Consider the following 11,727-nt stretch of genomic DNA (forward strand, 5'->3'; position numbering starts at 1 on the left):
AAGCGTTTCAGCAGGCGGCGCAAGGATAATGTCCTGTTACCAATAGAGAAAGATCTTTTATTGACATGGATCCTTTCGATTCCGGTAACAGTGTGCCCCACTCAAGACGCATCTATGCTTCCCCCTCGAGGGGCACCTCGGCTAAGGTGCGCGGCTTTACATCTTCACGGTAAAAGGCCTCCCATGACCGAACCCAACAACAACCCGCTGCACGGCGTGACGCTGGAGCAGATCCTCAATGCGCTGGTTCAGCACTACGAATGGTCGGGATTGGCCGAACGCATTGACATTCGCTGCTTCAAGAGCGACCCGAGCATCAAGTCGAGCCTGACCTTCCTGCGCAAGACCCCTTGGGCACGCGAGAAAGTCGAGCGCTTGTACATCAAGCTGATGCGCACCAAGCGGCCCGTCTGAGCCGTGGACATCGATAACGCCTTGCGCCGACGCCTGGTGTCGCTGGCGGCATTGCTCGGTTGGCTGGGGTTGAGCATCCAGCTCTACCTGATCCTGCTCGGTCGCTGGAGCCTCGGCGCGAGCCTGCTGGGCGGCCTGGTGAATTTCTTCAGCTTCTTCACGGTACTGACCAACATCCTGGTGGCGGTGGTACTGACCTGGGAAGTGACCCCGCGCGAATCAGCGGTGCGGCGCTGGTTCCTGCTACCCAGCGTAAGCAGCGGTATCGCCGTGAGCATCGCCCTGGTCAGCCTGGCCTACAACCTGCTGCTACGCCATCTGTGGCAACCCGAAGGCTGGCAGTTCGTGGCCGACGAACTGCTGCACGACGTGATGCCGCTGCTGTACGTCGCCTATTGGTGGCTTTGCGTTCCCAAGGGCACCTTGCGCCTCAGGCACATCGGGCTGTGGATAGCCTATCCCCTGGTGTATTTCGCCTATGTCCTGCTAAGGGGCGACCTGCTGGCGGCGTACCCCTACCCTTTCATCGACGTGTCGAACCTGGGCTATCCACAAGTGTTCCTCAATGCCGGAGGGATCTTGGCAGGATTCGTCGGCATCGCGCTGGGTGTGGTGGGGCTGGACCGGTGGGCAGGCCGACCTTCCAGGTAACGGGCCCGCCCTACTTCGGATATGTCTTCGGATCGGGTCAGGAGCTGGTCGGCAACGCCCACACCAGTCCATTGGCCTTGGCCCGCTCATGACACAGCGCCAGGACATGACGCCGTTCATCGTTGTCCATTTTTCTCCAGCGAGTGATTTCCGACACCGTGCGCTGGCAACCGGTGCAGATGTCATGGTCGTCCAACGAGCAGATGTTCACACAGGGTGACGGCACCGGGCGTTCGGGGGTGTTCATTGTTCCTGCTCCTTCAGGTCACGGGCGTAACGCTGCGCGTTGTGGACGTAATGCGCGGCGCTGGCTTCCAGCATTTTCTTCTGGGCTTCGGTCAATTCCCTGACGACCTTGCCGGGTGAGCCCATCACCAGCGAACCGTCGGGAATCTCCTTGTTTTCACCGATCAGCGCGTTGGCGCCGATGATGCAGTTCCTGCCGATCTTCGCGCCATTGAGGATCACCGCATTGATGCCAATGAGGCTGTAGTCCCCCACCGTGCAGCCGTGCAGCATGGCGTTATGACCGATGGTCACGCCGGTGCCGATGGTCAGCGGGAACCCCATGTCGGTGTGCATCACCGTGCCGTCCTGCACGTTACTGTCCTTGCCCACCAGGATCAGTTCATTGTCTCCACGCAGTACCGCATTGAACCAGACACTGGCGCCTTCTTCGAGGCGGACCTTGCCCACCAGCGTGGCATTGGGCGCAACCCAGCTCTGTGGGTGGATTTCGACGCGGGCATCGCCCAGGCGATATTTCATGAATCTCCTCGCAGGCCGTTCTTTTAGTTATTGAGGAAGCTTCTGGGCGGTTTGTGCAGGTCTATGCCCGCATCGAACAACAGGTTCACCAGCTCGACGATCATGATCGCCGTCAGGCCCCAGATTTTATATTCGCCAAAACGATAGCTGGGAACGTACCAACTGCAACCCTGATAATCGATGCGGTGAGTGTGCTCGCGGGGGTCCTTGCGGAAAAACTCCAGGGGCACGCTGAACACCGCGGCGATCTCGGCATCGTTGGCCTGGTACTCGACATAATCGGGGATCACCCCCACATAAGGCGTCACCTTGATGCCGTGCAACGAAATCAGCGGGCTGAGGGGGCCGATCACTTCCACCAGGCCGGGGGGCAGGCCGATTTCCTCTTCAGCCTCGCGCAGGGCGGTGAAGATCAGGTCGGGATCTTCCGGGTCGCGGCGCCCGCCGGGGAACGCCACTTCGCCGCCATGGGTCGACAGGCCGCTGGCGCGCAAGGTCAAAAGCAGTTCAGGTTCATCACTGCGAGTGATCGGCACCAGCACCGCGGCTTCAGGAAAACGTCGGTCGACCTCCAGTTCGCGCGGGGTGTGGTTGCTTACTCGATGCAGTAGCTCGTCCAGCATGAGACTTCTCGATTTATTCGCTACCTTGCATCATGCACCAATCATCCAGGCGGCCCAAGCCCTGCACCGCGTCGTGTCGCGAAACGACAACTTGCCGCACCGGCCCACGCACGCCAAGATAGGCGCAGCATCCAGGAATCCAAGCATGAAATTCTGCAGCCAGTGCGGTAATCCGGTGACCCAGCGCATACCCGAAGGCGACTCGCGCCTGCGTTTCGTTTGCGACACTTGCCACACCATTCATTACCAGAACCCCAACATCGTGGCCGGTTGCGTACCGACCTGGGGCAGCAAGGTGCTGCTGTGCCGGCGCGCCATCGAGCCGCGGCGCGGTTACTGGACACTGCCGGCGGGCTTCATGGAGAACGGCGAGACGGTCGAACAGGCCGCCGTGCGCGAAACCGCCGAGGAGGCCTGCGCCCGGGTACGAAATCTGAGCATCTATACGCTGATTGACGTACCGCATATCAGCCAGGTACATGTATTCTTCCGCGCCGAACTGGTGGACCAGGATTTCGCCGCAGGGCCCGAGAGCCTGGAAGTGAAACTGTTCGAAGAAGCGGATATTCCCTGGGATGAACTGGCCTTCCGCACAGTAGGCCGTACCCTGGAATACTTCTATGCTGACCGGCAAGCCGAGGACTATCCGGTGCGATCCGAATCGATCCCGCCGCTGGCCCAGCCTGCCAACACATAACATCCAAATAGCTGCGACACCTCAAGGGATATCGTTTCAATGCGCTGGTTGCTTGTCCTGTTCTGCCTGTCGTTCACCGCTGTGTCCCAGGCCTCCGCGGTGGGAACCTATAACGGCAAGGTCATCGAAAAAGTGCTGGTGCTCAAGTCCGCCCATCAATTGCAATTGATCAACGACGGCAAGCCGCTCAAGACCTATCGCATCTCCCTGGGCAAGGGCGCCAAGAAAGGCCCCAAGCTGATCGAAGGCGACAAACGCACCCCCGAGGGTTTCTATTGGATCGACTGGCGCAAGACCAGCGAACGCTTCTACCTGTCCATGCACATTTCCTACCCCAACATCAGCGACGCCGCCCGCGCCCGCCGCGAAGGCGTGGAACCGGGAGGCATGATCATGATCCACGGCACGCCTGATTCGGAGGAAAACCCTGAACAGCTGTTCCACACCCTGGACTGGACCGATGGCTGCATTGCCATGCGCAATGTGGACATGCGCGAAGTCTGGAACCTGGTGCCGGATGGGACGATGATCGAGATTCGTCCATAACCCCGAAGCAGCTCTTGTGGCGAGGGGATTTATCCCCGCTGGGCTGCGCAGCAGCCCCAAGGCCGTTAACTCAATTGGCCTGACACACCGCGCTGTCAGGTTTTAGGGCCGCTTCGCACCCCAGTGGGAGCAAGCTCCCTCGCCGCAACGGCCCGTTAGTCCCAGTCTCGGGTGACCGCCCGTCAACATCGAAAAATAAAATAAAAAAATCCCACCTTCAGAAATTGCCTACAGATGAATACCAATTCACACCGTAGGGGTTGTCGCAGGCGGCGATCTTTGCTGTTGAATTCCCAGCCTCTAATACCACTTCAATCCCACCCCTCAAAAACCATCGAAATACACCGGTAAACCCTGGGAAAGCGGCGTTGACATGGTATTCAAGTGGTATTAGCTTCCACCCCGATTACCGAGCGACAACAATTCAACAACGTATCGGACATCGATATGAACGACATCCTGGCCCTGCGCCCTGACGACACCCAACCCACGCCGCTGTACCTGCAGCTGGCGCGTAACCTGGAGACGGCGATTCATGCCGGCCAATGGAAAGCCGAGCAGGCGATGCCGTCCGAGCGCAGCTTGAGCGAGCAACTGGGCATTTCCCGGGTCACCGCCCGCAAGGCCCTGGAAGTGTTGTTCGAACAAGGCCTGATCCGCCGTAACCAGGGTTCGGGCACCTTCATCACCCCGCGCCTGGAGCAGCCGCTGTCACGCTTGAGTGGCTTCAGCGAGATGCTGCGACTCAAAGGCTTCGTGCCCGGCTCCCAATGGCTGGAACGGGAAATCACGCCGCCGACCCACGAAGAACTGATCCGCCTGGGCCTGTCGCCCACCGACAAGGTCGCGCGGCTCAAGCGCCTGCGCAAGGCCGATGACACGGTCATGGCCATCGAGATGAGCACCCTACCCGCCAGCATCATCCCCAAGCCCCAGGCAGTGGGCGACTCGCTCTATGAATTCCTCGACGGCATCAGCAAACCCGTGGTGCGCGCCCTGCAACACATCCAGGCCATCAACGCCTCGGACGAATTCGCCGCCCTGGTGGGCATCGCCCCCGGCACCGCCATGTTGCTGATGACCCGGGTCGGTTACCTGGAAGACAACACCCCCATCGAAGTCACCGACACCTATTGCCGCAACGACTACTACGACTTTGTCGCCGAGCTGCGGCGCTAGACGAGCAGAGAATTTTCATGTCCGAAGACAACATCCTCACCCCCGACGGCTGGGTTCGTGGCCGCCTGCTCCATGAGCACGGCAAGGTCGTGTCCATCGAAGGCCAGCCTTGCGATCCGGCCAGCAACGACCTGCCCTACCTGCTGCCCGGTTTCATCGACCTGCACGTCCATGGCGGAGGCGGCAAGGACATCATGCAAGGCGCCTCGGCGTTCGAAACCATCGCCCGCACCCATGTGCGTTTCGGCACCACCGCGCTGCTGGCCACCACCATGACCGCGCCCAGCGAAGAGATCGCCAGCGTGCTCCAGGCCCTCGGCGAATTCTGTGAACAACGCCCGAGTAGCAGCGCCCGGGTCCTGGGCGTGCACTTGGAGGGCCCTTACATCAATCCCGGAAAACTGGGCGCCCAACCGAATTTCGCGCACACCGCGTTGCTGGCCGAGGTGGAGCGTTACCTGGCCCTGGCACCGATCCGGGTGATCACCATCGCCCCGGAAATTGCCGGTCACGACGCCTTGATCCGCGCCCTCAGCGCCCGGGGCGTGCGCATGCAGATCGGTCATACCCTGGGCAGTTATGAAGAAGGTGTCGCGGCGCTGGCCGCCGGGGCCACCAGCTTTACCCACTTGTACAACGCCATGAGCCCGCTGCATCACCGCGAGCCAGGCATCGTCGGCGCGGCCCTGGCCCACGCCCGTTATGCCGAGCTGATCCCCGACTTGCTCCACGTGCACCCCGGCGCCATGCGCGTGGCCCTGCGTTCGATTCCCTGCCTGTATTGCGTCACCGATTCCACCGCCGCCGCCGGCATGCCCGACGGCGAATACAGGCTGGGCAGCCATACCGTGACCAAGTGCCTGGGCGGTGTACGCCTGGCCGACGGCACACTGGCCGGCAGCACCCTGACCATGGACCAGGCCCTGCGCAACCTGGTGAAAATCGGCTTGCCCCTCGCCGAAGCCTCCCAGCGCCTGTCGCAGTTCCCCGCCGACTATCTCGGCCTGCCCGAGCGCGGCCGCCTGCAACCCGGTGCCTGGGCCGACTGCGTACGCCTGGACCGTTACCTGACCCTGACCGACGTGACGGTCGAAGGAGAAGCCATTGACTTCAAAAATGCTTGAAGAGGCCCTGGCCTCGTCCCAGGCCGTCGAGCGCCAGTTGCAGCAGCTGGACCCTACGCTGGTGGAAATCGCCGGGCGCCTGCGCCGCCAACCGCCGCAGGTAGCGATGACCGTCGCTCGCGGCAGCTCCGATCATGCCGCCAGCTACTTCGCCTACCTGACCATGCAGCAACTGGGCTTGCCGGTGGCCTCGTTGCCGATGTCGGTGGTGACCATGCAGCAGGCCCCGCTCAAGGTCAGCGGACAGGTGGCGTTCGGCTTTTCCCAGTCGGGACAGAGCCCCGACCTGGTGAACAGCCTGCGTCTGCTACGCAAGCGCGGGGCCCTGAGCGTGGCCTTGGTCAACGCCGTCGATTCGCCCCTGGAAGCGGCCTGCGAATTCAGCGTGCCGCTGTGCGCCGGCGTCGAAAGCAGCGTCGCCGCCACCAAGAGTTTCATCGCCACCCTCAGCGCCAGTGCGCGGCTGGTGGCGCACTGCAAGGACGACGCCGAGTTGCTGGAAGCCGGTAGCGCCCTGCCCGAAGGCTTGCGCGAGGCTGCCCGGCAGGATTGGCACCGCGCTGTCGAAACGTTGCGCGACTGTCAGCGATTGATGGTCATCGGCCGGGGCGCCGGGTTCGCCATCGCCCAGGAAGCGGCGCTCAAGTTCAAGGAAACCTCGGCGATCCAGGCCGAGGCCTTCAGCAGTGCCGAGGTCCGCCATGGGCCGATGGCCTTGATCGATGAAAACTACCCGTTGCTGGTGTTCGCGCCCCGTGGCGCCGAGCAGGCCGGCGTGTTGAGCCTGGCCGCGGACATGCGCCAGCGCGGTGCCCGGGTCGTGCTGGCGGCACCCGATGACATCGTCGAACGCGACCTCACGCTGACCCGTGCCGAACACCCGGCCCTGGACCCGATCCTGGCGATCCAGAGCTTCTACACGATGGCCGCGAACCTGGCGGCGGCCCGGGGCCTGGATCCGGACCATCCGCGGCACCTGAGCAAGGTCACCCGAACCCACTGATACGACGGCTTTCCTTCAATAACCAGGCTGACAAGCGTCTGACGAGAGCACCCCATGCCCAACAACAATAAAGAGCTGATCCTCAGCGCCCCCCTCAGCGGCCCGGTGCTCACCCTCGCCAACGTCCCGGACGCGGTATTTGCCAGCGGCGTCATGGGCGACGGAATCGCCATCGACCCGCTGAACGACACCCTGCACGCGCCCTGTGACGGCGAGGTGATCCATGTCGCCCGCAGCGGCCACGCCGTGACCCTGCGAGCCGATAACGGTGTCGAATTGCTGCTGCACCTGGGACTGGATACGGTGGAGCTGCAAGGCGACGGCTTCTCCATGCTGGTCAAGGAAGGGGCACGGGTCAGCCACGGCCAGCCGCTTTTGCGCTATGACCTGGACAAGGTGGCGCAACGCTGCAAGAGCCTGGTCAGCCTGATGGTGGTCACCAATGGCGACCGTTTCCAGGCACGGCCTATCACGCTCAAGGGCGTCAAGGTGGGCGAACCGCTGTTGAATATCGTCGCCAAGGCGCCCCGCGAAGCAGAGGCCGATGACCCTGGCACCGCGCTGCAAGTCTATGGCGAAGTTCGTATTGCCCACCGCGGCGGCCTGCATGCGCGGCCCGCGGCACTCATCCGCCAGACGGCCCAAGGCTTCAAGAGCCGCTCGCACCTGCATTTCGGCGGTAAGTCGGCGTCCTGCGACAGTGTCATGGGGCTGATGGGCCTCGCCGTCACCGAACAGGCGCAAGTCCGGGTCAGTTGCCGGGGCAGCGATGCCGAAGCGGCGCTACAGGCTTTGCTGCTGACCTTGTCCACCGCCCTGGCCGAGGACGACCATGCAGCGGCGCCGGTAGTACGACCACAGGTGCGCCCCGCCGAGGACGGCGTGCTGCACGGTGTCTGCGCCGCCCCGGGGCTGGTGGCCGGGCCATTGGTCCAGCTGGGGGCGATCGAGTTGCCGCCGGACCTGGGTGGGCATGATGTCCAGGCGCAGCGTCGGCACCTGGAGGCCGCGCTCAAGCATGTCAGCGACGAAATCCAGCACACCCTGCAACAGGCCCGGGCCCGGCGCAATCGTGACGAAGAGGCCATTTTCGGAGCCCATCTGGCGCTGCTGGAAGACCCCGTGCTGCTGGACGCCGCCTATCAGGCCATCGACCAGGGCAGCGCCGCGCCCCATGCCTGGAGCCAGTCCATCGACGTGCAATGCCAGGTCCTGCAACAATTGGGCAGTACCTTGCTGGCCGAACGCGCCAATGACTTGCGCGACCTGCGCCAGCGCGTCCTGCGGGCGTTGCTGGGCGAGGCCTGGCAACTGGAAGCGGCGGCCGGCGCCATCGTCGCCGCGCAGGAGCTGACCCCGTCGGATCTGCTGGCGCTCAGCGCCCAGGGCGTGGCCGGCGTGTGCATGGTCGAAGGCGGGGCGACCTCCCATGTCGCGATCCTCGCCCGAGGCAAAGGCCTGCCGTGCCTGGTGGCCTTGGGCGATGCCCTGTTGACTCAGGAACAGGGCCAGGCCGTGGTGCTGGACGCCGACAACGGTCGTCTCGAGCTGACGCCGAGCGCCGAACGCCTGGCCCAGGTGCAGCAGGCACAAGCCCGGCAAGCCACCCGTCGCGGCGAGCAACAGGCCCTGGCCCACCTGCCGGCGCAGACCATCGATGGAATGCACGTCGAGGTGGCCGCCAACGTGGCCTCCAGCGCCGAAGCAGCCCTGGCCTTGGCCAATGGTGCCGACGGCGTGGGCCTGTTGCGCACCGAGTTCCTTTTCGTCGACCGCCACACCGCGCCCGACGAAGAGGAACAACGCCAGGCCTATCAAGCCGTGCTCCAGGCCATGGGCGACAAGCCAGTGATCATCCGCACCATCGACGTGGGCGGCGACAAACAGCTGGACTACCTGCCACTGCCGTTCGAAGCCAACCCGGTGCTCGGCCTGCGGGGCATTCGCCTTGCCCAGGTGCGCCCGCAACTGCTGGACTTGCAGTTGCGGGCCTTGCTGCAAACCCGTCCGCTGGAGCGTTGCCGGATCCTGTTGCCCATGGTCACCGAAGTCGACGAGCTGCTGCACATCCGCCAGCGTCTCGATGCCCTGGGCGCCGAGCTGGGCCTGGAGGAGCGACCGCAACTGGGTGTGATGATCGAAGTGCCGGCCGCCGCGTTACTGGCCGAACAGTTGGCCGAACACGCGGATTTCCTGTCCATCGGCACCAACGATCTCTCGCAATACACCCTGGCCATGGACCGCGACCACGCAGGCCTCGCCGCCCGGGTCGACGCCCTGCATCCGGCGCTGCTGCGGCTGATCGCCCAGACCTGCGCAGGCGCGGCGAAGCACGGGCGCTGGGTCGGGGTCTGCGGCGCCCTGGCCTCCGATCCGCTGGCGACACCCGTACTGATCGGGCTGGGTGTGCGCGAACTGTCGGTAAGCCCGCCGCAGATCGGTGAAATCAAGGAGCGTGTGCGTCACCTCGACGCCACGCAATGCGCCTGCCTGAGCACCGAACTGCTGAACCTCGGCAGTGCCCAGGCCGTGCGCCGTGCCTGCCTCCAACACTGGCCCCTGGGCTGAGCCCCCTCGAAGAACAACAAGGAGAGACGCCATGTACCAGCATTTCATCGAAGGGCTGCAACGCCTCGGCCGGGCCCTGATGCTGCCCATCGCGATCCTGCCCATCGCCGGCCTGTTGCTGCGCCTGGGTGACACGGATCTCTTGAACATCGCCATCATCCACGATGCAGGCCAGGCGATTTTCGCCAACCTGCCGATGATCTTCGCCATCGGCATCGCGGTGGGTTTCGCCCGAGACAACAACGGCACGGCAGGCCTGGCGGGGGCCATCGGCTATCTGGTGATGATCGCGACCCTGAAGGTGCTCGACGCCAGTATCAACATGGGCATGCTGGCCGGGATCATCAGCGGCTTGCTGGCCGGCGCGCTGTACAACCGCTTCAAGGACATCAAACTGCCCGAGTACCTGGCATTCTTCGGCGGCCGGCGCTTCGTGCCGATTGTCACCGGGTTCAGCGCCGTCGGCCTGGGGGTGGTGTTCGGATTGATCTGGCCGCCCATCCAGGCCGGGATCAACGGCTTCGGCGCCCTGCTGATGGAGAGCGGCAGTTTCGGCGCATTCGTGTTCGGCGTCTTCAACCGCCTGCTGATCGTCACCGGGCTGCACCACATCCTCAACAACATGGCCTGGTTCATCTTCGGCAGCTTCACCGACCCGCAGACCGGCGCGGTGGTCACCGGCGACCTGACCCGCTACTTCGCCGGCGACCCTAATGGCGGCCAGTTCATGACCGGCATGTTTCCGGTGATGCTGTTCGGCCTGCCCGCCGCGTGCCTGGCCATGTATCGCAACGCCCTGCCCCAGCGACGCAAGGTCATGGGCGGGATCCTGTTGTCCATGGCGCTGACGTCGTTCCTTACCGGGGTGACCGAGCCGGTGGAATTCGCCTTCATGTTCCTGGCCCCCCTGTTGTTCCTGCTGCACGCCCTGCTCACCGGGCTGTCCATGGCGATCACCGACTGGCTGAACATCCGCCTGGGCTTCACGTTTTCCGGCGGTTTCATCGACATGGTGCTGGGCTGGGGCAAGTCGAGCAACGGCTGGCTGGTGGTGCCGGTGGGGCTGGTCTATGCGGTGATCTATTACACGGTGTTCGACTTCTGCATCCGCCGCTTCGACCTCAAGACCCCGGGCCGGGAAGATGTGCCGGCAATGGACAAGCCGGTCGTTGCCCAGCACCAGCGGGCCGGGGCCTATATCCAGGCACTGGGTGGCGCCGACAACCTGATCACCGTGGGCGCGTGCACCACCCGGCTGCGACTGGACATGGTGGACCGCAACAAAGCCTGCGATGCGCAACTCAAGGCCCTGGGCGCCATGGCCGTGGTGCGTCCTGGCAATGGCGGGAGTCTGCAGGTGGTGGTAGGGCCAATGGCCGACAGCATCGCCGATGAAATCCGCCTGGCACTGCCTGCCTCCGACCGCCATGCCAGCACTGGCGCGGCCACTGCGAACGAGACGGCGGCCACGCCCGTCGTGCCCGCCGCCGAAGCCCGGCAATGGATGGATGCGCTGGGTGGCGAGGGCAACGTGTTGCAACTCGACTGCGTGGCGATGAGCCGGTTGCGGGTGCGCCTGGCCGATGGCAGGCAATTGTCGGAAAGCCAACTGCGGACGCTGGGATGCCAGGGGGTCAGTGCCTTGGAAGGAGGCGTTTGGCACCTGTTGCTGGGGGAGAGGGCGCCGACGTTGTGGCAGGCGCTGGAAGCGATGGTGCTGAGCCGTCAGGCGGATGTGAAAGCCTAGACCCCAATCCCTCGCCACAGGTCCATGCCTGCAGGTAGGTGCTGGTTTCAACTTTTGCCGCACCCAATAAAATGTATGGTCAGCCCTTCTCCTGCAACCTCATGGGCTGTTTTCGGTAAAGCTGGCTTGCGCTAATGTATCCGGGCTCGTTGTGAGCGTTGCTGCAACAACGCTCGGCCCTCGATGAGTAGCCGCTCCCGACTGTCCTGAAAAAACCCTCAGCTTCTAAAGCTGATTTTATTGCCAGGTTCTCAGTCGGGCCGTTTGCCGTTTACTGTCATCAGTCAGTGACGTCGCAAAAGCCGGTGGTAACGCTGTGCATTCAAGCGTTCGGATGTGGGTCGTACTGGCCGCCTTTGGCCAGTACCGCCCACACGATTCGCGCCAGTTTGTTTGCTAGCGCACAC

12 protein-coding genes are annotated in these 11,727 nt (G+C 63.6%); 9 read left to right on the forward strand and 3 right to left on the reverse strand.

Annotated features, from left to right (window positions below; all coding sequences use genetic code 11):
• Window positions 1-183 precede the first annotated feature (183 nt).
• On the forward strand, window positions 184-414 hold the full coding sequence (locus tag BLP99_RS12775; protein ID WP_003205228.1) for a VF530 family protein: 231 nt from the start codon (window positions 184-186) through the stop codon (window positions 412-414).
• A 9-nt stretch (window positions 415-423) separates the two neighbouring features.
• Entirely contained in the window at window positions 424-1,065 is a 642-nt protein-coding gene (locus tag BLP99_RS12780) for a Pr6Pr family membrane protein (protein ID WP_092180447.1), read from the forward strand.
• 37 nt (window positions 1,066-1,102) lie between these two features.
• Here BLP99_RS12780 and BLP99_RS12785 read toward each other — a convergent pair whose 3' ends face one another.
• Genes BLP99_RS12785 through BLP99_RS12795 form a run of 3 tightly spaced genes read right to left on the reverse strand, consistent with a single transcriptional unit; the run spans window position 1,103 to window position 2,456 of the window.
• Entirely contained in the window at window positions 1,103-1,312 is a 210-nt protein-coding gene (locus BLP99_RS12785; RefSeq protein ID WP_072395363.1) for a DUF1289 domain-containing protein, read from the reverse strand.
• The gene (locus BLP99_RS12790) at window positions 1,309-1,833 is read right to left on the reverse strand and encodes a gamma carbonic anhydrase family protein (RefSeq protein ID WP_072395365.1); all 525 of its coding nucleotides are present in this window, start codon (window positions 1,831-1,833) and stop codon (window positions 1,309-1,311) included. The genes BLP99_RS12785 and BLP99_RS12790 overlap by 4 nt, the downstream gene beginning before the upstream one ends.
• A 23-nt stretch (window positions 1,834-1,856) precedes the next feature.
• Window positions 1,857-2,456 carry a CoA pyrophosphatase gene (locus BLP99_RS12795; RefSeq protein WP_072395367.1) on the reverse strand — a complete coding sequence of 200 codons (600 nt, stop codon included), beginning with the start codon at window positions 2,454-2,456 and terminating at the stop codon, window positions 1,857-1,859.
• Window positions 2,457-2,601: 145 nt separating this feature from the next.
• Here BLP99_RS12795 and BLP99_RS12800 point away from each other — a divergent pair, with 145 nt between their 5' ends.
• The 7 genes from BLP99_RS12800 to nagE all read left to right on the forward strand — a co-directional run bounded on the left by BLP99_RS12800 (window position 2,602) and on the right by nagE (window position 11,320).
• Window positions 2,602-3,153: an NUDIX hydrolase gene (locus tag BLP99_RS12800; protein WP_072395388.1), complete on the forward strand. Its 552-nt coding sequence runs from the start codon at window positions 2,602-2,604 to the stop codon at window positions 3,151-3,153.
• Between the two features lie 39 nt (window positions 3,154-3,192).
• Window positions 3,193-3,699 (forward strand): L,D-transpeptidase family protein, encoded by a 507-nt coding sequence (locus BLP99_RS12805; protein WP_072395390.1) that lies wholly within the window; start codon window positions 3,193-3,195, stop codon window positions 3,697-3,699.
• Window positions 3,700-4,146: 447 nt separating this feature from the next.
• Window positions 4,147-4,878: a GntR family transcriptional regulator gene (locus BLP99_RS12810; RefSeq protein WP_092180432.1), complete on the forward strand. Its 732-nt coding sequence runs from the start codon at window positions 4,147-4,149 to the stop codon at window positions 4,876-4,878.
• Between the two features lie 17 nt (window positions 4,879-4,895).
• The gene (gene nagA, locus BLP99_RS12815; RefSeq protein ID WP_072395394.1) at window positions 4,896-6,002 is read left to right on the forward strand and encodes an N-acetylglucosamine-6-phosphate deacetylase; all 1,107 of its coding nucleotides are present in this window, start codon (window positions 4,896-4,898) and stop codon (window positions 6,000-6,002) included.
• Window positions 5,983-7,005: an SIS domain-containing protein gene (locus BLP99_RS12820; RefSeq protein ID WP_092180435.1), complete on the forward strand. Its 1,023-nt coding sequence runs from the start codon at window positions 5,983-5,985 to the stop codon at window positions 7,003-7,005. Before nagA ends, BLP99_RS12820 begins: the two co-directional genes overlap by 20 nt.
• Window positions 7,006-7,059: 54 nt before the next feature.
• Complete coding sequence (gene ptsP / locus BLP99_RS12825; RefSeq protein WP_072459647.1) at window positions 7,060-9,573, forward strand: phosphoenolpyruvate--protein phosphotransferase; 2,514 nt, start codon at window positions 7,060-7,062, stop codon at window positions 9,571-9,573.
• 31 nt (window positions 9,574-9,604) lie between these two features.
• Complete coding sequence (gene nagE, locus BLP99_RS12830) at window positions 9,605-11,320, forward strand: N-acetylglucosamine-specific PTS transporter subunit IIBC (protein WP_072395408.1); 1,716 nt, start codon at window positions 9,605-9,607, stop codon at window positions 11,318-11,320.
• The last annotated feature ends 407 nt before the right edge of the window (window positions 11,321-11,727 follow it).

Origin of the sequence: Pseudomonas sp. NFACC32-1, assembly GCF_900101215.1 — a bacterium.
Taxonomy (GTDB): domain Bacteria; phylum Pseudomonadota; class Gammaproteobacteria; order Pseudomonadales; family Pseudomonadaceae; genus Aquipseudomonas.

Coding starts and splice junctions, on each gene's coding strand:
- BLP99_RS12775 (WP_003205228.1), top strand. CDS start 184: ATGACCGAACCCAACAACAACCCGCTGCACGGCGTGACGCTGGAGCAG.
- BLP99_RS12785 (WP_072395363.1), bottom strand. CDS start 1,312: ATGAACACCCCCGAACGCCCGGTGCCGTCACCCTGTGTGAACATCTGC.
- BLP99_RS12790 (WP_072395365.1), bottom strand. CDS start 1,833: ATGAAATATCGCCTGGGCGATGCCCGCGTCGAAATCCACCCACAGAGC.
- BLP99_RS12795 (WP_072395367.1), bottom strand. CDS start 2,456: ATGCTGGACGAGCTACTGCATCGAGTAAGCAACCACACCCCGCGCGAA.
- BLP99_RS12800 (WP_072395388.1), top strand. CDS start 2,602: ATGAAATTCTGCAGCCAGTGCGGTAATCCGGTGACCCAGCGCATACCC.
- BLP99_RS12805 (WP_072395390.1), top strand. CDS start 3,193: ATGCGCTGGTTGCTTGTCCTGTTCTGCCTGTCGTTCACCGCTGTGTCC.
- BLP99_RS12810 (WP_092180432.1), top strand. CDS start 4,147: ATGAACGACATCCTGGCCCTGCGCCCTGACGACACCCAACCCACGCCG.
- nagA (WP_072395394.1), top strand. CDS start 4,896: ATGTCCGAAGACAACATCCTCACCCCCGACGGCTGGGTTCGTGGCCGC.
- ptsP (WP_072459647.1), top strand. CDS start 7,060: ATGCCCAACAACAATAAAGAGCTGATCCTCAGCGCCCCCCTCAGCGGC.
- nagE (WP_072395408.1), top strand. CDS start 9,605: ATGTACCAGCATTTCATCGAAGGGCTGCAACGCCTCGGCCGGGCCCTG.